The following is a 20,169-nucleotide window of genomic DNA, read 5'->3' as shown; positions in this document are numbered from 1 at the left end:
GCGCGCTCGTCGCGCACGAACCGGCGCGGCCGCTCCGCGCGGGCTGGAGAAGATGTGTTCGCAGAGAGAATCGACTGACTCGAACTTACGCGCCCTGGCCGCCCTTCTTGCGCGTGATGTAGCCGGCGATGCGGTTACGGACGCCCTTCGACTCGACCGTGGTCAGTTCCTCGACGCTGTCCTTGTTCGTCTCGAAGTCCGTGTTGAACGCCTGCGGGTACCGCTCCAGCAGGATGTTACCAAGCTGCTTGACGTACTTGGGCTTGATTGCCATGTCGGAAGATTCCCCGGACGAACACTAAAACGATTCGTTCCGTCTCGCGGCCGCCCGCTCGCGCCAGCCCGTCAACTCGTCGATTCGCGCGAACGCCTCGCGCTCTCGTTCCCCGCCGCATTTCTCGACCGTCTCGGCGAAGTAGTCGAGTCGGGCCAACAGGTCGTCGGTGTCGAAGGCGGGCACGTCGAGCCGCGAGGCCGCAACCGTCGCGTCGATGACCGCGCCGAAGCCTCGGTTGATAGTGAACGGCCGGGTCCGCTCGACCGCGGCATCGACGGGCCGGAGTTCCCACGATTCCCACTCGGTTCCGCCGTCCTCGCCTGAATCGACCGGCGTCGCCTCGACTTCGGCCCACGCGTCGGCCGCATCGAGGACCGGCGACTCCCGTTCGTAAATCGTCATCGCGGCTTCGACGAACGCCCGCGGGTCGGAGACGAACTGGACCACCCCGCCGCCCTGTCGGTGGAAGTTCCGGCGGGTTCGGGTGTTGCCCCACGTCGTCGCGGTCGCTGGGGGCGAGGGCGTGCTGGCGGGTGCATCGCCATCTTCGTCGCCGTCGCCATCGCTGTCGTCATCGCCGCCGGCCGCCGGCGCGTGGACGCCGAGCGCCGCGAAGTTCCACCGGTCGTTCGGCCCGAGCGTGGCGACGACTGACTCGGTGACGCCGCGGAGTTCGACGGGCCAGTCGGTCGCGGATTCCGGTTCGGATTCGGGCTCACGCTCGCGCTCGTCGCTCACAGCGGCACCCCCCGCTCCAGCGCGACGAACGTCGCCGCGCAGACGATGTCGGCGGTCGTCCCGGGGTTGATGCCCTCTGCGACGAACGCCTCGGCCAGCTCCTCGGCCCCGTCGAGGTCCGAAACGTCGGCCGCGCGGGCCATCACGTCGCGGGCGACGGCTTCGCCGTGGTTCGTCGCGACGAGCGTGTCAGGTTCCTCCGCGAGGAGGTCGAGGAACGCGCGAGCGACGCGGTCGGTGACGGGGCCGTCGTCGTCGAGGATGGCTTCGGCCGCGCGGAACGTCCGGGCGAAGCCGCCGGTCCACTCGCGGGCGTTGGCGTCGCGGTCGGCGCTCAGGTCCATCACGTCGTACAGCGTGCATCCGCGGTCTCGGAGCGCGTCCGCCGCGTCGCCGCCGCGCCGAACGTCGAGGTCCGGGGCGTCGTCGGGCACGTCGCCGACGGCCACGTCGACGTGTTCGAACGCGCGGTAGAACCCGACCGCGTCGGCGACGGTGGTCGACTCGACCACGGCGGTCGCTCCGGCGGGCGAGAGGCCGCGGCCGTCGTCGGCCGCCGCCCGGACGAGCGGGACGAGAAGCAGGAGACAGCCGAACTGGGTGTTGCCGCCGCCCTGTCGGCTCATGCCGGCGACCGCCTCCTCGAACGCCTCGCCGACCGGCGCGCCCGACGCGGCGCGTTCGAGGCCAGTCGCGGAGCCGACCGCACCCGTGAGGAACTGTTCGAAGCGCAGGTCCGAGAGGTCGCGCCGGCGGTCGACGTTGCCCGGCTTGGGCGTGCCGGCGACTTCGAGCAGGAGCGCGAGTTCGGCGTGTCGCGCGGGGCCGAACCCGCGGTCGGAGACGGGCCCGACCATCAGGCGGACACCTCGCTTTCGTCGCCCGACTCGGCGGCGTTCTCGCGCCCGGCGAACCAGTCGTCCACGGCGGTTCGGACCCGGCGGAGGACCCTCGGATTGTCGCTCGGCCGCCCGACGCTCACGGCGTCGGCCCCGTAGTCGAGGTACTCGGTCGCCGTCTCGCGGTCGCGGACGCCGTTGTTGGCGACGAGAAAGAGGTCGGGCGCGGCGGCGGCCACGTCGGCAATCACGGCCTCGGAGTCCATCGCGTCGACGTGGAGCCAGTCGGCCCCCGCGTCAGCGAGCGCGACTGCGAGACTCGGGAGGTCAACGCCGTCGATTTCGGCGCGGACTTTCGCGCCGACGGATGCGCCCGACTCGGTGGCCGCGGCGACGTAGGCAGCCAGCCGGTCGGTATCGCGCAAGAGCGTCTCGCCGCAGCCGACGGCGCAGAGTTCGTCCTGTCGACAGTGGGCGTTTATCTCCACGCCCGCGCCGCGGTCGGCGCAGACGGCCGCGACTCCCCGAATCGGGTCGGGCGAGGTCGCTCTGACGTTGACGGCGACGAACCGGTCTCCCCCGCCGAACTCGTCGAGGGAATCCAGTTGGGCGGCGACGAAGGCGACCGGGTCGTCGGCGAGGAACTCCGAGCGTCCGCGGGCGACGAGGTCGCGGGCCGCCGCCTGTGCGGGCTCGTCGAGGGCGACGCCGCCGAGGAACGCCGCGCCGACGTGGGGGGCCGCGGCGTCCGCCCACGCGGCGTCGGACTCGCCGCTGAGGCTCGCAACGGCGACCCGCGGGGCGAACATCACGACACCTCGCTGAGCGCCTCGGAGACGGCGCGGGCGACGCGTTCCGCGTCCTCGGGCCCGTCGATTTGGGTGTCGGTTCGGACCACCGGGCGGTCGAGGTCGGTTCCGTCGTCAGTGTCGAGGACGAACGCGTCGGCGAAGGGGTAGGCCTCCGCAACGCCCGCGGTCGAGGGGTCGTAGCCGACGCCCGCCATGAGGTCGGCGGCGGGCCCGGAGAACACGGTGTCCTCGACGAACGGCGAGACGGCGACGACCGGCGTGTCGTCGAGGGCGTCCGCGAAGCCGTCGATGGCGAGCATCGGCCCGATGCTCGTGACGGGGTTCGAAGGGCCGACGACGACGGGTTCTGCGAGGGCGTCGGCGACTTCGTCGGTGATGTCCGCATCGTCTGCGCCGCGGAACTCCACGTCGCGGACGGCGGGGTCGGCGCGGCGGTGGACCCAGTACTCTTGGAAGTGCATCATCCCCTCGTCGGTGTGAATCAGGGTCGCAACGGGGTCGTCGCTCATCGGGAGGAGCGACACGTCGAGGTCGAAGGCGGCGGCGAGGGTTCGCGTGACCTCGGTGAGCGTGTCGCCCTCGTCGAGGAGCGAGGTGCGGGTGATGTGGACCGCGCGGTCGCGGTCGCCGATTTCCATGAACTCCGCGACGCCGGAGAAGCGCCGCCAGCGGGTGATGTCGCGGCCGGCCGTCTGGGCCGACTCGGGGAGGTAGCGCGGGCCGGATTCGAGGCCGGCCGCGTCGGCGAGGCGGTGGAGTTCGTCGTCGGTCGCGGTGGTGTCGCCGGCGACGCCCCACCAGCGGTCGGTGTCGAGGACGCCGCCGCCGGCGAAGAGGACGGTGTCCACGTCGGGACAGACGAGGTGGCCGCCGAGTTCCACGTCGTCGCCGGTGTTGGCGACGACGGTCGTCTCGGCGGGGTCGAACACCCCGGCGGCCCCGTCGAGGAGTTTGGGGGTGCCCGTCCCCCCGGCGAGAAACGTAACCATGGTGCGCCGTACGGCGAGTGTCCGTTTGAAAGTTCCTTCACCGGAGACGCCGGCCGGTCGCGGACCACGAGCGCGGTACGGCCGCGGAAACCGGCGAAACCCCCGTCAGCGACCGCCGCGATAGGCCACCGATACGTCGAACGCCGACGGCATCACCTGTCCGGCGACCGCCTTCCTGACGAAGTAGCCCGAAAAACCGGTCGTCACAGCCGCACCGAGGCCGGAGACGACGAACATCGCGCGCCCGGCGGTCGCGCCGGTCAGGGCGCTCACGGCGGCCCAGTACCCCGCGAAAGCCACGGAGAGACAGGCGAAGCCGAGGAGCGCGTAGCCGACGGCGTTTCCGAGGACCGACCGGAGAGTCATATCGGCGTCTCGTCTCCCCCGCGTGAAACGGTTTGTGGGCGGTCGAACGCGAGTCGGTCCACCTCTCGCGCCCCCGCGGCGACCCGAATGCTCGGCTATTTGATGCCTCTCGCACAACACCCGCTATGACCGCCGTCAAGGACAGCGTCCACGACTACATCTCGCTCGACCCCGTGGCCGCCGAACTGGTCGATACGCCCGCGTTCCAGCGGCTTCGGCACATCAAACAGCTCTCGACGGTCCGGCTCGTCTACCCCTCCGCGAGCCACACGCGGTTCGAACACAGCCTCGGCGTCTACCACCTCGCCTCCCGCGCTCTCTCGCATCTCGGCGTCGACGGCGACCGCGCCGCCCACGTCCGCGCCGCCGCGCTCCTCCACGACATCGGTCACGGCCCCTACGGCCACCAGACCGAGGACCTCATCCGCCGGCGGACCGGCCGCGACCACGACGAGATTCACCACCTGCTCGACGGGACCGCGGTCGGAGACGTGCTGACCGACCACGGTCTCGACCCGGACCGCGTCGCCGACATGGTCGGCGGCGCGGGCGGCCTCGGGCAGTTGGTCTCCGGGGAGTTGGACGTCGACCGGATGGACTACCTCGTCCGCGACGCCCACCACACCGGCGTCCCCTACGGAACCATCGACCACGGCCGCCTCGTCCGCGAACTCCGGTACCGGGACGGCGAACTCGTGTTGGCCGAGGGGAACGTCCAGACGGCCGAATCCCTGCTTCTCGCCCGGGCGCTGATGAACGCGACCGTCTACCGTCACCACGTCTCCCGCATCGCGGGCGCGATGCTCGAACGCGCCTCCGAGCGCCTCGTCGACGACGGCGTGCCCATCGAGTCGTTCGTCCGGATGGCCGACCACGACCTGCTCGTTGCCCTCGGCGGGCGCGTGCCCGACCTCGGCCGCCGAATCGAGCGCCGCGACCTCTACAAGCGGGCCGTCTGGGCACCAATCGACGCCGTGCCGACCGACGTGGTCGAACTCGACTTCGAGGCGACGCGGGCGGCCGAGCGCGACATCGCCGACGCCGCCGACGTGCCGCCCGAGTCGGTCATCGTGGACGCGCCGTCGCGGCCGCGAATCAAGGAGTCCCGGTCGCGCGTCGTCGTCAACGGCGTCGTCCGACGCCTCGAAGACGCCTCCGAACTCGTGGGCGCGCTCCGGTCGGCCGAGCGGACGCAGTGGCGACTCGGCGTCTACGCGCCCGAGGCAGTCCGCGACGAGGTGGCCGCGGCCGCCGTGGACGTGCTCGGACTTCCGGTTCGCGTGACGACGCCCGTCTGAGGCGCGAGAGCGCCGGCGACCCGTCGGCCGCCCGACCCTTTTTCACCGCTGGCGGTCGATTCACCCACGATGACGACCATCAAGGACAGCGTCCACGACCACATCGAGGTCGAGGGCGCGGCCGAAGCCCTCCTCGATACGCCGGAGATGCAGCGGCTCCGGCACATCAAGCAGTTGGGAACCGTCCAGCTGGTCTACCCCTCCGCGAACCACACGCGGTTCGAACACAGCCTCGGCGTCTACCACCTCGCCTCCCGCGCCCTCTCGCACCTCGGTATCGAGGGCGACGCCGCCGCCCACGTCGAGGCCGCGGCACTCCTTCACGACGTCGGCCACGGCCCGTACAGCCACAACATCGAGGACGTGACCCATCGCCACACCGGCAAGTACCACGACGACGTGGAGGAACTCGTCGCCCGCGGGACCGTCGGCGAGACGCTGGAGGACGAGGGGCTGGACCCCGAACGCGTCGCCGCCTTGGTCGAGGGCGACGGCGAGTTCGGCCAACTCGTCTCCGGTGAGTTGGACGTCGACCGGATGGACTACCTCGTCCGCGACGCCCACCACACCGGCGTCCCCTACGGCACCATCGACCACGAGCGCCTGATTCGAGAGCTGACGTTCGTCGACGGCGAGTTGGTCCTCGCGGAGGGGAACGTCCAGACCGCCGAGTCGCTGCTTCTCGCCCGCGCACTCATGAACCCGACCGTCTACCAGCACCACGTCGCGCGCATCTCGAAGGCGATGCTCCGGCGCGCGTCGGAGCGACTGCTCGACGAGCCCGACATCGACGCCGAGGAGCTACGCCGGATGGACGACCCCGACCTGCTCGTCGCGCTCCGCCTCACCGATTCGACGAGCGCCTTCGCCGAGCGGCTGGCCACCCGCGACCTCTACAAGCGGGCCGTCTGGGCGGAGCTGCCGAACGTCCCCGACTCGATTATCGACGCCGAACACGACGCGCTCGCGGCGTTCGAGCGGGATATCGCCGCCGCCGCCGACGTGTCGCCCGAATCGGTCATCCTCGACGTGCCCTCGCGCCCGTCGATGACCGAGTCGTCGTCGCGGGTGATGGTCAACGGCGAGATTCGGCAGTTGGAGCGCGAATCGCCGCTCGTGCAGGCGCTGCGGACCGCACAGGAACAGCAGTGGCGACTGGGCGTCTACGCCCCGCGCGAGGAGACGGAGCGGGTCGGTCGCGCGGCCGCCGACGTGCTCGGCCTCGACGTGGACGGCGCGCTCGTCGCCGAGGTCAGAAGCGGCCTCAACGCGACGCTCGACGAGTTCGAGTAGCCGCCGTCCCGAGACGGGAGGTTCAAGCACCGCCGAGACGCAGTCGAGAGCGATGCAACTCGAGGGTACGATACTCCGCGGCCGCGACTTCGACCCGGTCGAGGGGCGGGTCGTCGTCGAAGAGGGCACGATAACCGCAATCGAGGAGACGGCGACCGAGTCGACGGACATCATCCTGCCCGCGTTCGTCAACGCCCACACCCACCTCGGTGACTCCATCGCCAAGGAGGCCGGCGAGGGGCTGTCGCTCGACGACCTCGTCGCGCCGCCGGACGGGCTGAAACACCGGCTCCTCCGCGCGGCCAGCACCGAGGAGAAAGCCGCCGCGATGCACCGGTCGCTCCGCATGATGGAGGCCGGCGGCACGGCGGCCTGTCTGGAGTTCCGCGAGGGCGGCGTCGAGGGCGTCGACGTCATCCGGCGGGCGCTCGACGGCCGCGACATCGAAGCGGTCGTCTTCGGCCGCGAGACGGCGGACGCGATGGAAATCGCAGACGGATTCGGCGCGTCGGGCGCGCGAGACGGCGAGTTCGGCGCGCTTCGGAACGCGACCGAGGCCGCCGGAAAGCTGTTCGGCATCCACGCGGGCGAGCGCGACGCCCACGACATCAACGCCGCGTTGGACCTCGACCCGGACTTCCTCGTCCACATGGTCCACCCCGAAGCGCTCCACCTCGAACGCGTCGAGGACAGCGAGATACCCATCGTCATCTGCCCGCGGTCGAACCTCGTCACCGACGCGGGCGTCGCGCCGATTCGCGACCTAGTCGACCGCACGACCGTCGCGCTCGGCACGGACAACGTGATGCTCAACAGCCCCTCGATGTTCCGCGAGATGGAGTTCACCTCCAAGCTGGCGGACGTGTCGGCCGCCGAAGTCCTCCGCATGGCGACCGTCAACGGGGCCGACATCGCCGGGCTGAACTACGGCCTCGTCGAGGAGGGCCGCGACGCCAAGCTTCTGGTCCTCGACGGCGACACGGACAACCTCGCGGGCGTCGAGGACGTGGCCCGCGCCGTCGTCCGCCGCGCCGGGCAGGCGGACGTGAAAGACGTGTATCTCTGAGTCGGGCGGCGGACACATCGCCGGCTCGCGACCGCCGACCCGCGACCGTCGGCCGTCGGGCCGCGGAACGCTCACGAACGCCGACCTATTCTCGCAGTACTCCTCCCGTAGCAAAGGGTTATTACCGACCCCGGGAATATGTTATCAAGTGTCATGGTGTTGTACGACCGAATCATCGTTCCCATCGACGGTTCCGCCGGCTCCGAGCGCGTCGCGGTCCACGCGGCGGCGTTAGCGGCCGTCCACGATGCGGAACTCCACGGGGTGTACGTGGTGAACGCCGGGAGCTTCGCGGGGCTCCCGATGGAATCGTCGTGGGAGGGGCTCGACGACATGCTGCGCGCCGACGCCGAATCGGCGCTCGATAAAATCGAGCGCGCGGCCGAGTCGCAGGGGGTCCCCGTCGAGACGCACGTCCTCGAAGGGACGCCGAGCCGCGAAATCGTCGAGTTCGCCGAGCGCGGCGAGTGCGACCTCATCGTGATGGGGACCCACGGTCGCGGCGGCATCGACCGCCTCCTCCTCGGCTCGGTCGCAGAAAAGGTCGTCCGCGCGTCGAAAGTTCCCGTCCTGACCGTCCGCATCGAGGGCGGCGACGACGCGGGCGAGCACGCCGTCGAGGTACCGGGCGAGACCGCGGCGGAGACGCCCATCGATTCGCCCGCAGAGGCGGAGGCGGACGCGCCCGCCGATTCGACGGCGACCGCCGACGGCGGAGAGTAGCGGAACAGCAGAAACAGCGGTGCGCGGCTTCGGTCGCGTTTCAGCGCCCGTCGTCGGCCGGGCGCAGGTGTTCGCAGTCGCCGGCGTGGACTCGTTTTTCGCCCGCGTCGGTGCTGACGACGAGCGTGCCGGGGTGTTCGATATCGACGGCGTCGCCCTCGATGACGCCGCTCGCGGTGTGGACGCGGACCCGCCTGCCGAGCGTGTCCGCCCGCTCGCGCCACGCGGGGAGGACGGCGTCGAGGTCGCCGCGCAGTTCGTCGAAGCGTTCGAGCACCCGCTGGACGAACACGCGACGCTCGACGGGGCCGGCCTCCGCGGCGACGCTCGTCGCGCCCTCGGGGAGCTCCGCGGGGTCGAGGTTGACGTTGATTCCGGGGCCGATGACGAGCCACGAAACGCGGTCGGCCTCGCCTTCCATCTCGGTGAGGATGCCGCAGAGCTTTCGGTAGCCGCGGTCGTCGGGCGCGTCGGTGTCTACGGGCGTGTCGGATTTCGAACTGCCACTCGCTTCGCTCGCGGGGATACCGTCTGCATTCGCAGACGAACCACCACTCGCTTCGCTCGTGGCAACGCCACCGGCGTGAGCCGGTGAACCTCCGCTCGCTTCGCTCGCGGGGATACCGTCTGCATTCGCAGACGAACTGCCACTCGCTTCGCTCGTGGCAACGCCACCGGCGTGAGCCGGTGAACCTCCGCTCGCTTCGCTCGCGGAGACACCGTCGGACGCTGACGCGCCCGACGGGTTATCGTTCGCTTCGCTCACGATAACGTCGTTCGGCCACTTGATGCTCGCGTCAACCCCGGCCTCGCGCGCCGCGTCGCAGACGGCGACGGCCATCGCCAGCGTGTACAGCGGGGCGTACGCCGGCGGTTCGTCGGGGCGCACGAGCAGGCTCATCCAGACGCCGCCGTCGGGCGCGGACCACTCGCGGTTCTTCCTCCCCCGGCTGGCGGTCTGCTCGCGGGCGACGACGACCACGTCGCTCGCGCCCTCGGCGGCGAGTTCGCGGGCGCGGTCGTTCGAGGAGTCGAGCGTCTCGTGGAACTCCACGTCGTAGTCGGCGTCGAGGCCGTACTCGATTGCCGGGCCGCCGTACTCCGGCACGTCGGTGACGACGTAACCGTCGCCGGCGCTCTCGACGCCGAACCCCTCGTCGCGGAGCGCTTCGACGTGCTTCCAGACCGCGGCGCGGGAGACGCCCAGTCGGTCGGCAAGATCGGGCCCGGAGACGGGACCCGCAGCGAGTGCGTCGAGGAGGGTGCGTCGCGTGTCGCTCATGGTGGTCGGTACCGGCGCACGGGAAAAGAGGTTCGCGGTTCAGCGTTGGGTTCGATGCCCCGAGCCGACTAGTCGAGGACGAGCAGCACGTCGCCCATGTCGACGCTGTCGCCCTCGGAGACGAGCACCTGCGAGACGGTGCCGCCGCGCTCGGCGACCACGTCGTTTTCCATCTTCATGGCTTCGAGGATGCAGACGGTGTCGCCGGGTTCGACCTCGTCGCCCTCTTCGACTTCGACGGAGAGGATAGTCCCCTGCATCTCGGCGGTGATGGACTCGCCGTCGCCCTCGATAATCTGCTGGGAGTCGTCGTTTCCGCCGTCGTCGCGGCGCTTGCGCGGGCCGGAGGAGTTGGATGTGCCCGCGGAGGCGTTGCCGACCGGGATGGCGGGCGCGCCGCGCTCTTCGAGGCTGACCTCGAAGCGCTTGCCGTTGACCTCGACGGTGAAGGTCCGCTCCGTGACCTCGTCGTCGTCGTCATCGTCGGCGACGGCCTCGGGCGACCAGCGCTCGACGGCGGCCTGGATGCGGTCGGGGTCGAGCACCTCGTCGAGATACTTCGTCGTGTGGCTCCCCTCGCGGAACGCCTCGTCGGTGAGCATGAGGCGGTGGAACGGGATGACCGTGCGGAGCCCCTCGATGTCGAACTCGGCGAGCGCGCGCTCGGCGCGGGCGAGGACCTCCTCGCGGTCCGAGGCGGTGACGATGAGCTTGGCAATCATCGAGTCGTAGTCGCCGCCGATTTCGTCGCCCTGGCGGACGGCGTCGTCCATGCGGACGCCGATGCCGCCCGGCGGGTCGTAGGTCGCGAGCGTGCCCGTCGCGGGCGCGAACTCCTTTTCGGGGGCCTCCGCGTTGATGCGGAACTCCATCGAGTGGCCCTCGATTTCCACGTCGTCCTGCGAGAAGTCGAGTTCCTCGCCGGCGGCGACGCGCAGCTGCCATTTCACCACGTCGAGGCCCGTCACTTCCTCGGTGACGGTGTGTTCGACTTGGATGCGCGTGTTGACCTCCATGAAGTAGAACTCGCCGTCTTCGACGAGGAACTCCACGGTGCCGGCGTTGGTGTAGTCGGCGGCGCGGACGCCGCGGCGGGCGGCCTCGCCGATGCGCTCGCGGAGGTCGTCGGAGAGCGCCGGCGACGGGGCTTCCTCGATGACCTTCTGGTGGCGGCGCTGGAGCGAGCAGTCGCGCTCGCCGAGATGGCGGACGTTGCCGTGCTCGTCAGCGAGAATCTGCACCTCGATGTGGCGCGGCGATTCGAGGTATTTCTCGACGTAGACGGAGGCGTTATCGAAGTACGCCTCGCCCTCGCGCTTTGCCGTCTCGAACTGCTCGTCGACCTCGTCCTCGGAGTGGACGACCTTCAGGCCGCGGCCGCCGCCGCCGCCCTCGGCCTTGATGGCGACCGGGTAGCCGAACTCGTCGGCGACGGCCTTCACGTCGTCGGCGGAGTCGGCGGGCTCGGTCGTGCCGGGGACGACCGGCACGTCGGCGTCCTGCATGAGCGCGCGGGCCTTCGTCTTCTCGCCGAGGCGCTCCATGGCGTCGGCCGACGGGCCGACCCACGTGAACTCGGACTCCTCGACCTTCCGGGCGAATTCGGCGTTCTCCGCGAGGAAGCCGTAGCCAGGGTGGATGGCGTCGGCGTCAGCCTTTCTCGCGGCCTCGATGACCGACTCGTGGTCGAGGTAGGAATCGGCCGCGCGGGCGGGACCGATGTTGTACGCCTCGTCGGCGTACCGCACGTGCCCGCCGTGTTTGTCCGCCTCGCTGTACACGGCGACGGTCCGGACTCCGAGCTCCTCGCAGGCGCGCATGACGCGCACCGCGATCTCGCCTCGGTTGGCGACGAGAACCTTGCTGAACATTTGCGGTAGTCTTTCAGGGAACCGCACGTTATTCTATCGATTTTCCCAACGCACGTCGGTGGCCGATTCGACAGACGACGATTTACGTGTTCGACCGTGAAGGAACGGCCGAGCTTACAGTTCTCTGGCACTATACGCCGCGAATACTGGTTCAAATCCAAACGGCCTTATGCGTGTGCCACACTACGACACGGGTAATGGCAGTACGAGTCGGCATCCTCGGTGCAACCGGCGCAGTCGGACAGCGATTCATCCAGCTTCTCGACGACCACCCGACGTTCGAACTCGCGGCGCTGACCGCGAGCGAAGAGAGCGCGGGCAAGCGATACGACGAGGCCGCGAAGTGGCGCGTCAACACGCCCATCCCGGACGACGTGGCCGCGATGGAAGTCGGCAGCACCGACCCCGCGGCCGTGCCCGACGACATCGACCTCCTGTTTTCGTCGCTCCCGTCGTCGGTCGCCGCCGAGGTCGAGCCCGCGTTCCTCGAAGCGGGCTACGTCGTCTCCTCGAACTCCTCGAACGACCGCATGGCCCCCGACGTGCCGCTCACGATTCCGGAGATAAATCCGGAGCACCTCGATCTCATCGAGGTCCAGCGCGACGAGCGCGGCTGGGACGGCGCGCTCGTGAAGAACCCGAACTGCTCGACCATCACGATGGTCCCGACGCTCGCCGCGCTCGACCAGTTCGGCCTCGAACGCGTCGACGTCACGACTCTCCAAGCCGTCTCCGGCGCGGGCTACGACGGCGTCACCTCGATGGAGATTATCGACAACGCCATCCCGCACATCGGCGGCGAAGACGAGAAGATGGAGACGGAGTCCCGCAAGCTTCTGGGCTCGTTCGACGGCGCGGAGGTCGCGCTCCACGGCGCGGAAGTCAACGCCTCGTGTAACCGCATTCCGACGCTCGACGGCCACCTCGAAAGCGTCTTCGCCGACCTGGCCGACGACGCCGCTCCCGAGGACGTCGCCGCCGCGATGCGCGAGTACCCCGGCGTCGACCTCCCGAGCGCGCCCGAACAGCTCATCCACGTCTTCGAGGACGAGTTCCGCCCGCAGCCCCGCCTCGACCGCGACCGCGGCGACGGGATGCAGATTTCCGCCGGCGGCATCCAGTCGACCGACCACGGCGTGAAGTACAACTGCCTCGCGCACAACACGATTCGCGGCGCGGCCGGCGCGTCGGTCCTCAACGGCGAACTGCTCGCCCAAGAGGGCTGGATTTAGGCTCTCCTCGCCCGTCGGCGTCGCTCCCGGGCCAGCGCTCGGCGTCGCCGCCGACGCTGTTCCCGCTCGAATTAGACAGCGTTTTCACGCGACGCCGACAGAGCGTGTCGCATGTCTCGTCGCGGCCTCGAAACGGGGCTCTCCGCCGGCCTGCTCGTCGCCGCACTCGGCGGTGTCGCGTGGGCCACCGGCCAGCCGTTCGTCTTTCCGAGCCTCGGCCCCACGGCGTTCGCGCTGGCGTTTCGGCGGCGCGGCACGCGGCCCCGCTCGACTCGCATCGTCGGCGGCCACGTCGTCGGTGCCGTCGTCGGCTTCGCGGCCTACGCGCTCATCGCCTCCGGCGTGACGATTAGCCCGTCACTGTCGGTCGCGTCGACCGACACGTTGCGGCTTGTCACGAGCGGTGCCATCTCGGTTGCCGCGACGAGTTGGGGGATGGTCGAACTCGACGCGGTCCACCCGCCGGCGTGCGCGACGACGCTCATCGTCTCGCTCGGCCTGCTCTCGACGCCGCAGGCGGTCGCGACCATCGTCGCGAGCGTCGTGATTCTCGTGGGGACACATCAGGTGGCGGACGCGATGCTCGCCGAGATGTACGGAGACCACCCCAGCGACATGGGCGCGAGGAGTTGAACTTCGGTCCTCGGAGCCGGTACGCGAACCAGTAGATGCGGGAGAATGGGTGTGTGGTGGGTGACTGATTCCGTTCGCCACTCCTGATGTGCCTCTGACAGCAGCAAATAGTAACTCGTCACCGAGTTACTTATGAATTCTGTGAAACACGTTCGCACCGGGCGCGCTAGCGTCGCTCGCGCGTACTCGTGACAGTATCCGGACTCGGAGACGTTCTCTCACGACCGACGTTCCGCGACAAGAGACACCGGCGACGACAGGTATATGTGTCATGGTCTCAATTGACACGCTGTATCGCTATGAAGCCGTGCCACAGTTGTCAGGCGGTTATCGACGAGTACATCTTGGACAAAAAGCTCGAAGTGCTGCGCGACCTCACGGTTGACGACTTCAACCTCTGTGCGGACTGCACCACAGTCGTCGCCGATGCGTGCGTGGAATGCGGCGGCGGCGTCTATGTCCCGCGAGGCGAAACGACGGTCCCCGACTACTGTCCGGCGTGCCGCGCGGACCTCATCCGGCGGACGGGGAGCGACCCCGGCTGGACCTGCGATGCCGTCTCGACCTGATTAACGGTTCTCGGCCGATTTTTTGCGGTTGTTGCTGGGTGTAACAGGAAGTCACACCGTGTCAAGCCTGGAGTCACCACGAGATTTTTGTCCGCCGCCGTTTGGTTACTGCACCGCAAGGCGAGCGAAGCGAACCCTCGTGGGACGTTTTTGGTCCAGATTTTTGCGGGGAGACTGTCGCTCTCCGAGCGACCCGACGCGGTGACTTCGCCCGCCGGAGTCCTGACGGACTCACGGCTCGTCGTGTTGCGTCGGGAAAAGTATGGGACCGCTGAGAGTCGAACTCAGGTCCTACCGACCCCATCGGCAGAGGATACCACTACCCCACGGTCCCGGGGTGCATTCAAAGCGATGCGTGTCTCGCTGTTAAGCCCTTCGTTTCGTCGCGGCGACGCGACGGACTGGCGTGCCACGGTATCGCACCGTCGTCGTGCGGTTCGGACACCGCCGAGAGGCCGACACCCGGCGGCGAGTACACTTTTGCCGCCTCGTGAGTAATGACAACGTGTGCTCACGTCTCTCCAGAGCGTCCTGCTCGTCCTCCCGTTCGTCGCGATGCTCCTCGTCCTCATCGCGTTAGGCGTTGCGGCCGCCCGATGGTGGTCGATACGCCGCGGGAGCGAGTCCGAACCGACTGCGGACCGCTCCGAGGAGTCGCACGGCTACCCGCTGGCGTCGTGGCGCTACGTCTACGACCTCGACAAATCGGACGCCAAACGGGAGGTCGCGTCGGTCAACGAGCAGGCGGAGACGCTCGCGAACGCGGAGCAAAAGCGCCGGAGAAAGTAGTATTCCGCTTCAGGCTACCACGGCTTCGAGCGAGACGACCTCGCCGGAGTCGGCGTCGACGTCGCCGACGAGTTCGCCCAGACAGACGGCCGAACCGTCGTCGGTGAAACAGGCGACGAGGTCGCCGCGGGAGGCGTCGGCGTCGACATCGAAGATGCCGGGGGCGTAGACGGGTGCGCCGTTGGCGACCTCGCGGGCCGCGCTGTTGGCGATGGTCACGGACGGGAGGTGCGACAGCGCTCGCTCGGCGGGCGAGACCACGTCGCGCAGCCACGACTCGTCGCCCTCCGCGGCGAACGCGAGGGCGTCTTTGAGGTCGTGGAGCGTCACGAGGTCCGCATCGTCGAAGGGGTCGGTCGCGGTCCGGCGGAGGTGGCCCATGTGGCCGCCGGTGCCGAGCGCGAGGCCGAGGTCGTGACACAGCTTGCGGATGTACGTGCCCGACTCACAGCGGATGCGCAGGAGCGCCTGTCTGTCTTTCACTTCGAGGAGGTCGAGGTCGTAGATTTCGCGGACGCGAAGGCGGCGCGAGACGGCGGACTTCCGCGGGGGCTTCTGGTAGAGCTTCGATTCGAACTCGGTGACGGTCGAGTCGATGTCGGCCGGCGCGGGGCCGTGGAGTTCGAGCACGGAGACGTACTCCTTCGAGCCTTCGAGGAACACTTGCGCCATGCGGGTCGCGTCGCCGAGGAGCGTGGGCAGACAGCCGGTCACCTTCGGGTCGAGCGTCCCCGAGTGGGCGGCGCGGTCGACGTCGGCCATGTCGCGGACCCAGCCGGTGACCTGGTGGGCCGACGGCCCCGGCGGCTTGTCGAGATTGACGACGCCGAACGAGAGCAGGTCGTCGACGCTGCGGTGTTCGGGCGGGTCTCGGAGCATGGTCAGAAGTCGTAGCGGACGCCGTCGACCGGGTATTTGCCCTCGTCGGCTTCGGGGTCGTAGGAGTCGACCGCGGCGATGCAGACGGCCGTCACCTCGTCGGGGCCCCAGCGGGCGGTGTTGAGCGCGATATCGTAGATAGAGAGGTCCGTGATGTCGATGTCGTAGTAGGCGTCGTACCGCTTGGCCTCGCTCGCTTCGCGGGTCGTCGTCTCCTCGCGGGCGATGTCGGGCGCTTTGTCCTCGCGGTCGGCGATGCGCTCGGCGCGAACGTCGACGGGAGCGTCGAGCCAAAAGCGGAGGTCGGCGGCGTCGCCGGCGAGCCAGCCGGCGAGTCGGGATTCGAGGAGCACGTCGTCGCGGTCGAGGGCGATGTCGCGGAGGCGACGGTCGAGGTCGCGGTCGATTTGGTCGTCCTCCTCGGCGAGTTTGTTGAACTCGACCGCGGTCATGTCGCGTTCGGCGGCGAGCTCGCGGAAGATGTCTCCGCCGCTTATGTGTTCGAGGTCGAACGCCTCGGCGAGCGCGGCGGCGGTCGTACTCTTTCCGCTGCCCGGTGGTCCGGAGACGGTCAGTAACATATCCATGCTGGGTGCGGTCGGCTAAAAGGTGTTATCGTTGCCGACGACCCCTGCGGAGAGTTCTCACGGGTTCGGGCGGAGCCTCGCGGCGGCGCACCGAGGGAGCATCCCGCGGCTGATGCGCGGCTGGCGAGCGTCGGAAACGGAGAGAGAAACGAGGTTGCTTCGAAGCGGGTCGATTCGACTCGAATCGCCCGGGTCTACTGTCGCCCAGTTGCTTACGACGCCGACGGCGACATGTCGATGTTCAGGCTCTTGCGGATGATCTGGGTGAAGCCCATCGAACAGAGGAAGTACCAGACAATCCACGCCTGCATCGGCCCGATGACGCCCTGCTTCCACTCGACGGAGCCGACGAGCGGGAGCACGATGCTGTCAGTGATGATGTGCGCTTCGGAGCCGCCGCCGACGCCGATGGCCCAGTACATCCAGAGGAACACCGGGATGGTGAGGAACATGATCCAGACCATCGGGCGGAACTGCTCTTTGAACATGCCCATCTGGTCGCCCATCGCCTCCATCTGTTCTTCCTGAATCTTTTCGAGCTCCGCGTCGTCGCCGCGCTCCTTGGCGTCTTTCTGTCGCTGTTGGATGTCCTTCATCCGCTCTTGGTACTTCCCCATCTTCTCCATGTCCATGAGGTTCGCCTGCAAGAGCGTGGAGTAGAGGCCGGTCGCGAGCGCGAGGACCATCACGACGGCGTAGAACGGGAGCATCTCGGCCAGCGGGCCGAGCGCCGCGTCCATCACGCCGCCGATGAGGTTCCGAACCTCGGAGACGGAGTAGCCGAGGAACAGGCCGACGGTGACGACGGCCGCGCCCTTGTCGTACTTCGACCACGACGAGTCGCCGGTGTCGACGTCGGTCGACGAGGACGACGAGCCGCCGGAGCCGGACGTGTCGTCTTCGAGGCCGGCGCGGGTCTCCGCCGCGTCGGCGAGCCGGAACCCCTCGTCGCCGTCGACGAGGATACCCTTCTCGATGAGGCGACCCCACTGGCCGCTCGTGAGCTCGTCGCGAACGTCGGCCCACTCGACTTCTCCGTCGTCCGCCCGGTCGAGGACGGTTTCGACGGCGGCGCGCATGTCGGCGTCTGAGCCGACGAGGTCGCGCACCCGAGATTCGATTCGTGCCATTACCGGCTCTTTAGCAACCGGCTGTTATCAAGGTTTTACTCTGCGGACGACAGCGAGCGCGCCGGCGGCGACGCTGGCGCTCCCGTTTCGTCGGTGAAAAACGTCGCACCGAACTGCGTCGATGAGGCGGTTCGCGCGTCGAGTCCGCGTTTACGCGTCGTCGACGACGGACTGAATGTCCTCGAAGACCTCGTCGGGGGTCTGTTCGCCGTCGACTTCGACGAGGACGCCTTCGTCGCGGTAGTGCTCGATGACCGGCTCGGTGTTCTCCTCGAACACCGACAGCCGCTCGCGGACGGTCTCTTCGGTGTCGTCGTCGCGCTGGACGAGTTCGCCGCCGCAGTCGTCGCAGACGCCCTCTTCGTCGGGCTGGTTGAACTTCACGTGGAAGTTCGTGCCGCAGTCGTCGCAGACGCGGCGGCCGGTGAGGCGCTCGACGAGTTCGGACTCGGCGACGCTCAGGTAGATGACCGCGTCGAGGTCGGTGATTTCGGTGAGGTACTCCGCCTGCGAGAGGTTCCGCGGGTAGCCGTCGAGGACGTAGCCGTCGGCGTCTTCCAGCGCGGCCTCGACGATTTCGTTGACGACCGCGTCGGGGACGAGTTCGCCCTTCTCCATGAACGAGCGGGGCGTCCCGTACTCGGTCTCCATGTCCTTGTTCGCGCGCAGCGCGTCGCCGGTAGTGACGTGTTCGACGCCGTAGGTCTCGGCGAGTCGCTTCGACTGTGTGCCCTTACCTGCGCCCGGCGCTCCGAGCAAGAGGATGCGCTTTGCCATATCTGACCCCATCCGGCGAGAGCATATAGTGTTGAAGATACGTACTGAGTTCTGCGACGGCGACGGTCAGAGGAACAAGAAAATGTTGCTCGTTGTTAGCCGGTTTACAACACACAGGGCCAGACTATCTCCGTTTTTGGAGAATTTGTTGCCGGTTTCGCAGACGGAAGCGACACGTTCAACGGCGCGGCCCTCGTGACTCCGGCAAATGCGCGATTCGTCCCTCATGCGCGACGCGCTCGGCGCGACCGCCGTCGAGCGCGCGTACAGGCTGTGGTGTACGCTCGAACGCGGCTGGCGCGCGACCGCCCTCGGACTCGTCGTCGTGACCGTCCTCGCGGCGCTCGGGCCGTGAGCGCCGGGGAGAACTCGGCCGCCGGCGTCGGCCGGCTCGCGCGACTCGCCCCCGGCGTCGGCGTCCTCGTCGCCCTCGCGGGGGCGGCCACGCTCGTCGCCGGCTTCGTCCCCGGCGTCAACGCGCTCCTGCTCGGAGTACTGTTCGGGGCCGTCGTCGCCAACACGGTCGGCGTCCCCGACTGGGCGCGCCCCGGCGTCGACACGCAGAAACTCCTCCTCGAAACGGGTATCGTCCTGCTCGGCGCTCGCATCGCCATCGACGAACTCGTCGCCTCGGGGCCGGTGCTCGTCGCGCTCGTCGTCGTCACCGTCGCCGCGGGCGTGCTCCTCGTGGAGGCCGTCGCCGGGCGGGTGTTCGGCCTCGCCGACAAGACCGGGTCGCTCCTCGCGGCCGGCGCGAGCGTCTGCGGCGTCTCCGCAGCCACCGCCATCGCCGGCACCATCGACGCCGACGGCGAGTCGCTCGCCCACGTCGTCGCCGCGGTCCTCCTGTTCGACGCGCTCACGCTCGCCGTGTTCCCCATCGCCGGCGACCTGCTCCCTCTGTCCGGCCGCCAGTTCGGCATCTGGGCCGGCCTGAGCATGTTCAGTACCGGCCCCGTCACCGCGGCGGGCTTCGTCCACTCCGACGTTGCGGGCCGCTGGGCGACCGTCACCAAACTCGCGCGCAACTCCATGCTCGGCTTCGTCGCCGTCGCCTACGCGGTTCGCTACGCCGGCCGCGCCGAGGAGGCCGCGACCGGTCTACGGGCCGTCTTCGACGGTGTCCCGCGGTTCCTCGTCGGCTTCGTCGCCGTCGCCGCCGTCGCCAACCTCGGCCTGCTCTCGGACGCGACGCTCGCCACCGTCGGCACCGCCAGCGACGCCCTGTTCGCGCTCGCGTTCGTCGGCCTCGGCCTCGACGTTCGACTCGACGCGATGCGGCGGACGGGCGCGGCCCCGCTCGCCGTCCTCGGCGTGCAACTACTGACCGTCAGCGCCCTCGCGCTCGCCGCGGTCCTCGTGCTGTTCTGATGCGCCGGTGGCCGTCTCGGTCGCCGTCCGACTGACGCCGCACCCGCCCCGACGCGGGTCGCTTTTGTACCGCGCGGCTGTATCGACCCGCATGACTCGATTCGAGGCCGACACCGCCCGCGAGCGCCGGAAACTCTTCGCCGACGCCGTGTCGGCGCACCGCGACCGCGGCAGCGCCTTTCTCACCATCGAGGCCGAGCGCCTCGACGACGTCGACGGCGAGGGTCCCGGCCCGTGGATTCAGTTCGCGGACCAGACGTTCAACATGGACGTAACGGAAGGCGAACTCGACCGCCTCAAGACGCTCCTCTCGGAGTTCCCCGAGTTCCGCATCGACCAGTTGGAGAGCCCCGAGGAGGCCGAGGGGACGAACGTCCGCATCACCGCCCGCTCGGACGCCAACCGCCTCGCCGGCTTCGCTGACCGCGTCTTTCAGGCGGTCTACGGCCGCGACGAGGGCTACCGGGCGTGGGTCACCGCCGTCTGAGGCCTCCGTCTCTCCCGCGTCGGTTCGCCCGACACCGTACCCCGGTTTGCGAACTTCTAAACCGATTGGCGCACAATCCCGGCACATGAATTCCCGACGGTCACGTTGTGAATCGGGCGCAGCCGTCCCCGCACAATCCCGTTCCGCCGGGCGGAACCGCT

23 protein-coding genes and 1 tRNA gene are annotated in these 20,169 nt (G+C 69.0%); 11 read left to right on the top strand and 13 right to left on the bottom strand.

The window, feature by feature from the left end:
• Positions 1-85: 85 nt before the first annotated feature.
• From ACSR87_RS03455 to ACSR87_RS03430, 6 genes are all read right to left on the bottom strand, one after another.
• Positions 86-274, bottom strand: a complete 189-nt coding sequence (locus tag ACSR87_RS03455; RefSeq protein ID WP_004042417.1) for a 30S ribosomal protein S17e — start codon at positions 272-274, stop codon at positions 86-88.
• Between the two features lie 24 nt (positions 275-298).
• Positions 299-1,015 (bottom strand): DUF447 domain-containing protein, encoded by a 717-nt coding sequence (locus ACSR87_RS03450; RefSeq protein ID WP_498529505.1) that lies wholly within the window; start codon positions 1,013-1,015, stop codon positions 299-301.
• A complete protein-coding gene (locus tag ACSR87_RS03445) occupies positions 1,012-1,872 on the bottom strand; it encodes a triphosphoribosyl-dephospho-CoA synthase (RefSeq protein ID WP_498529504.1) in 861 nt (286 codons plus the stop codon). Before ACSR87_RS03445 ends, ACSR87_RS03450 begins: the two co-directional genes overlap by 4 nt.
• Complete coding sequence (locus ACSR87_RS03440; protein ID WP_498529503.1) at positions 1,872-2,663, bottom strand: tRNA-dihydrouridine synthase; 792 nt, start codon at positions 2,661-2,663, stop codon at positions 1,872-1,874. Before ACSR87_RS03440 ends, ACSR87_RS03445 begins: the two co-directional genes overlap by 1 nt.
• Entirely contained in the window at positions 2,663-3,655 is a 993-nt protein-coding gene (gene cofD / locus ACSR87_RS03435) for a 2-phospho-L-lactate transferase (protein WP_498529502.1), read from the bottom strand. Before cofD ends, ACSR87_RS03440 begins: the two co-directional genes overlap by 1 nt.
• A gap of 105 nt (positions 3,656-3,760) precedes the next feature.
• A complete protein-coding gene (locus tag ACSR87_RS03430) occupies positions 3,761-4,021 on the bottom strand; it encodes a hypothetical protein (protein WP_498529501.1) in 261 nt (86 codons plus the stop codon).
• Positions 4,022-4,146: 125 nt separating this feature from the next.
• Here ACSR87_RS03430 and ACSR87_RS03425 point away from each other — a divergent pair, with 125 nt between their 5' ends.
• The 4 genes from ACSR87_RS03425 (at position 4,147) to ACSR87_RS03410 (ending at position 8,401) form a co-directional block, all read left to right on the top strand.
• On the top strand, positions 4,147-5,319 hold the full coding sequence (locus ACSR87_RS03425) for an HD domain-containing protein (RefSeq protein WP_498529500.1): 1,173 nt from the start codon (positions 4,147-4,149) through the stop codon (positions 5,317-5,319).
• Positions 5,320-5,388: 69 nt separating this feature from the next.
• Entirely contained in the window at positions 5,389-6,612 is a 1,224-nt protein-coding gene (locus ACSR87_RS03420) for an HD domain-containing protein (protein WP_498529499.1), read from the top strand.
• Between the two features lie 52 nt (positions 6,613-6,664).
• Positions 6,665-7,678 (top strand): amidohydrolase family protein, encoded by a 1,014-nt coding sequence (locus ACSR87_RS03415; RefSeq protein ID WP_498529498.1) that lies wholly within the window; start codon positions 6,665-6,667, stop codon positions 7,676-7,678.
• Positions 7,679-7,831: 153 nt separating this feature from the next.
• Complete coding sequence (locus tag ACSR87_RS03410) at positions 7,832-8,401, top strand: universal stress protein (RefSeq protein ID WP_498531027.1); 570 nt, start codon at positions 7,832-7,834, stop codon at positions 8,399-8,401.
• Between the two features lie 40 nt (positions 8,402-8,441).
• Here ACSR87_RS03410 and ACSR87_RS03405 read toward each other — a convergent pair whose 3' ends face one another.
• Both ACSR87_RS03405 and pccA read right to left on the bottom strand, forming a co-directional pair.
• Positions 8,442-9,683, bottom strand: coding sequence for a biotin--[acetyl-CoA-carboxylase] ligase (locus tag ACSR87_RS03405; RefSeq protein WP_498529497.1), 1,242 nt, complete (start codon positions 9,681-9,683; stop codon positions 8,442-8,444).
• Between the two features lie 68 nt (positions 9,684-9,751).
• On the bottom strand, positions 9,752-11,554 hold the full coding sequence (gene pccA, locus ACSR87_RS03400) for a propionyl-CoA carboxylase biotin carboxylase/biotin-carboxyl carrier subunit (protein WP_498529496.1): 1,803 nt from the start codon (positions 11,552-11,554) through the stop codon (positions 9,752-9,754).
• Positions 11,555-11,751: 197 nt separating this feature from the next.
• On the opposite strand from pccA, the gene asd reads away from it, so the two are divergent.
• The 3 genes from asd (at position 11,752) to ACSR87_RS03385 (ending at position 13,988) form a co-directional block, all read left to right on the top strand.
• Positions 11,752-12,786, top strand: a complete 1,035-nt coding sequence (gene asd, locus ACSR87_RS03395; RefSeq protein WP_498529495.1) for an aspartate-semialdehyde dehydrogenase — start codon at positions 11,752-11,754, stop codon at positions 12,784-12,786.
• A gap of 111 nt (positions 12,787-12,897) precedes the next feature.
• On the top strand, positions 12,898-13,419 hold the full coding sequence (locus ACSR87_RS03390) for an HPP family protein (RefSeq protein ID WP_498529494.1): 522 nt from the start codon (positions 12,898-12,900) through the stop codon (positions 13,417-13,419).
• A gap of 299 nt (positions 13,420-13,718) precedes the next feature.
• On the top strand, positions 13,719-13,988 hold the full coding sequence (locus ACSR87_RS03385) for a DUF7571 family protein (RefSeq protein ID WP_004042445.1): 270 nt from the start codon (positions 13,719-13,721) through the stop codon (positions 13,986-13,988).
• Positions 13,989-14,251: 263 nt separating this feature from the next.
• Here ACSR87_RS03385 and ACSR87_RS03380 read toward each other — a convergent pair.
• Positions 14,252-14,322, bottom strand: a tRNA-Pro gene (locus ACSR87_RS03380).
• Positions 14,323-14,495: 173 nt separating this feature from the next.
• Between ACSR87_RS03380 and ACSR87_RS03375 the strand changes: the two genes are divergently transcribed.
• Positions 14,496-14,777 (top strand): hypothetical protein, encoded by a 282-nt coding sequence (locus ACSR87_RS03375; protein WP_498529493.1) that lies wholly within the window; start codon positions 14,496-14,498, stop codon positions 14,775-14,777.
• Positions 14,778-14,786: 9 nt separating this feature from the next.
• On the opposite strand, the gene ACSR87_RS03370 is transcribed toward ACSR87_RS03375, so the two are convergent.
• From ACSR87_RS03370 to ACSR87_RS03355, 4 genes are all read right to left on the bottom strand, one after another.
• Entirely contained in the window at positions 14,787-15,656 is an 870-nt protein-coding gene (locus tag ACSR87_RS03370) for an RNA-guided pseudouridylation complex pseudouridine synthase subunit Cbf5 (RefSeq protein ID WP_498529492.1), read from the bottom strand.
• A gap of 2 nt (positions 15,657-15,658) precedes the next feature.
• Positions 15,659-16,237 (bottom strand): (d)CMP kinase, encoded by a 579-nt coding sequence (gene cmk, locus ACSR87_RS03365; protein WP_050459938.1) that lies wholly within the window; start codon positions 16,235-16,237, stop codon positions 15,659-15,661.
• A 218-nt stretch (positions 16,238-16,455) separates the two neighbouring features.
• Entirely contained in the window at positions 16,456-17,373 is a 918-nt protein-coding gene (locus tag ACSR87_RS03360; RefSeq protein ID WP_498529491.1) for a DUF106 domain-containing protein, read from the bottom strand.
• 150 nt (positions 17,374-17,523) lie between these two features.
• The gene (locus tag ACSR87_RS03355; protein WP_498529490.1) at positions 17,524-18,150 is read right to left on the bottom strand and encodes an adenylate kinase; all 627 of its coding nucleotides are present in this window, start codon (positions 18,148-18,150) and stop codon (positions 17,524-17,526) included.
• Between the two features lie 208 nt (positions 18,151-18,358).
• Between ACSR87_RS03355 and ACSR87_RS03350 the strand changes: the two genes are divergently transcribed.
• From ACSR87_RS03350 to ACSR87_RS03340, 3 genes are all read left to right on the top strand, one after another.
• The gene (locus ACSR87_RS03350; protein ID WP_160162996.1) at positions 18,359-18,505 is read left to right on the top strand and encodes a hypothetical protein; all 147 of its coding nucleotides are present in this window, start codon (positions 18,359-18,361) and stop codon (positions 18,503-18,505) included.
• A complete protein-coding gene (locus ACSR87_RS03345; RefSeq protein WP_498529489.1) occupies positions 18,502-19,521 on the top strand; it encodes a YeiH family protein in 1,020 nt (339 codons plus the stop codon). The genes ACSR87_RS03350 and ACSR87_RS03345 overlap by 4 nt, the downstream gene beginning before the upstream one ends.
• A 91-nt stretch (positions 19,522-19,612) precedes the next feature.
• The gene (locus ACSR87_RS03340) at positions 19,613-20,008 is read left to right on the top strand and encodes a DUF7975 family protein (RefSeq protein ID WP_498529488.1); all 396 of its coding nucleotides are present in this window, start codon (positions 19,613-19,615) and stop codon (positions 20,006-20,008) included.
• Positions 20,009-20,169: the final 161 nt, after the last annotated feature.

The sequence above is a fragment of the Haloferax sp. SDI50 genome, assembly GCF_059802635.1.
The sequence above is the reverse complement of the archived record's forward strand: the minus strand, read 5'-3'. Positions and strand labels throughout refer to the sequence as shown.

Excerpts from the sequence above, each read along its gene's own strand:
- ACSR87_RS03370 (WP_498529492.1), bottom strand. The coding sequence starts at position 15,656 with ATGCTCCGAGACCCGCCCGAACACCGCAGCGTCGACGACCTGCTCTCG.
- ACSR87_RS03425 (WP_498529500.1), top strand. The coding sequence starts at position 4,147 with ATGACCGCCGTCAAGGACAGCGTCCACGACTACATCTCGCTCGACCCC.
- ACSR87_RS03355 (WP_498529490.1), bottom strand. The coding sequence starts at position 18,150 with ATGGCAAAGCGCATCCTCTTGCTCGGAGCGCCGGGCGCAGGTAAGGGC.
- ACSR87_RS03440 (WP_498529503.1), bottom strand. The coding sequence starts at position 2,663 with ATGTTCGCCCCGCGGGTCGCCGTTGCGAGCCTCAGCGGCGAGTCCGAC.
- ACSR87_RS03430 (WP_498529501.1), bottom strand. The coding sequence starts at position 4,021 with ATGACTCTCCGGTCGGTCCTCGGAAACGCCGTCGGCTACGCGCTCCTC.
- ACSR87_RS03415 (WP_498529498.1), top strand. The coding sequence starts at position 6,665 with ATGCAACTCGAGGGTACGATACTCCGCGGCCGCGACTTCGACCCGGTC.
- ACSR87_RS03340 (WP_498529488.1), top strand. The coding sequence starts at position 19,613 with ATGACTCGATTCGAGGCCGACACCGCCCGCGAGCGCCGGAAACTCTTC.
- ACSR87_RS03360 (WP_498529491.1), bottom strand. The coding sequence starts at position 17,373 with ATGGCACGAATCGAATCTCGGGTGCGCGACCTCGTCGGCTCAGACGCC.
- ACSR87_RS03385 (WP_004042445.1), top strand. The coding sequence starts at position 13,719 with ATGAAGCCGTGCCACAGTTGTCAGGCGGTTATCGACGAGTACATCTTG.
- ACSR87_RS03420 (WP_498529499.1), top strand. The coding sequence starts at position 5,389 with ATGACGACCATCAAGGACAGCGTCCACGACCACATCGAGGTCGAGGGC.
- asd (WP_498529495.1), top strand. The coding sequence starts at position 11,752 with ATGGCAGTACGAGTCGGCATCCTCGGTGCAACCGGCGCAGTCGGACAG.
- ACSR87_RS03350 (WP_160162996.1), top strand. The coding sequence starts at position 18,359 with ATGCGCGATTCGTCCCTCATGCGCGACGCGCTCGGCGCGACCGCCGTC.
- ACSR87_RS03410 (WP_498531027.1), top strand. The coding sequence starts at position 7,832 with ATGGTGTTGTACGACCGAATCATCGTTCCCATCGACGGTTCCGCCGGC.
- ACSR87_RS03445 (WP_498529504.1), bottom strand. The coding sequence starts at position 1,872 with ATGGTCGGGCCCGTCTCCGACCGCGGGTTCGGCCCCGCGCGACACGCC.
- cmk (WP_050459938.1), bottom strand. The coding sequence starts at position 16,237 with ATGTTACTGACCGTCTCCGGACCACCGGGCAGCGGAAAGAGTACGACC.
- ACSR87_RS03455 (WP_004042417.1), bottom strand. The coding sequence starts at position 274 with ATGGCAATCAAGCCCAAGTACGTCAAGCAGCTTGGTAACATCCTGCTG.
- pccA (WP_498529496.1), bottom strand. The coding sequence starts at position 11,554 with ATGTTCAGCAAGGTTCTCGTCGCCAACCGAGGCGAGATCGCGGTGCGC.
- ACSR87_RS03405 (WP_498529497.1), bottom strand. The coding sequence starts at position 9,683 with ATGAGCGACACGCGACGCACCCTCCTCGACGCACTCGCTGCGGGTCCC.
- cofD (WP_498529502.1), bottom strand. The coding sequence starts at position 3,655 with ATGGTTACGTTTCTCGCCGGGGGGACGGGCACCCCCAAACTCCTCGAC.
- ACSR87_RS03390 (WP_498529494.1), top strand. The coding sequence starts at position 12,898 with ATGTCTCGTCGCGGCCTCGAAACGGGGCTCTCCGCCGGCCTGCTCGTC.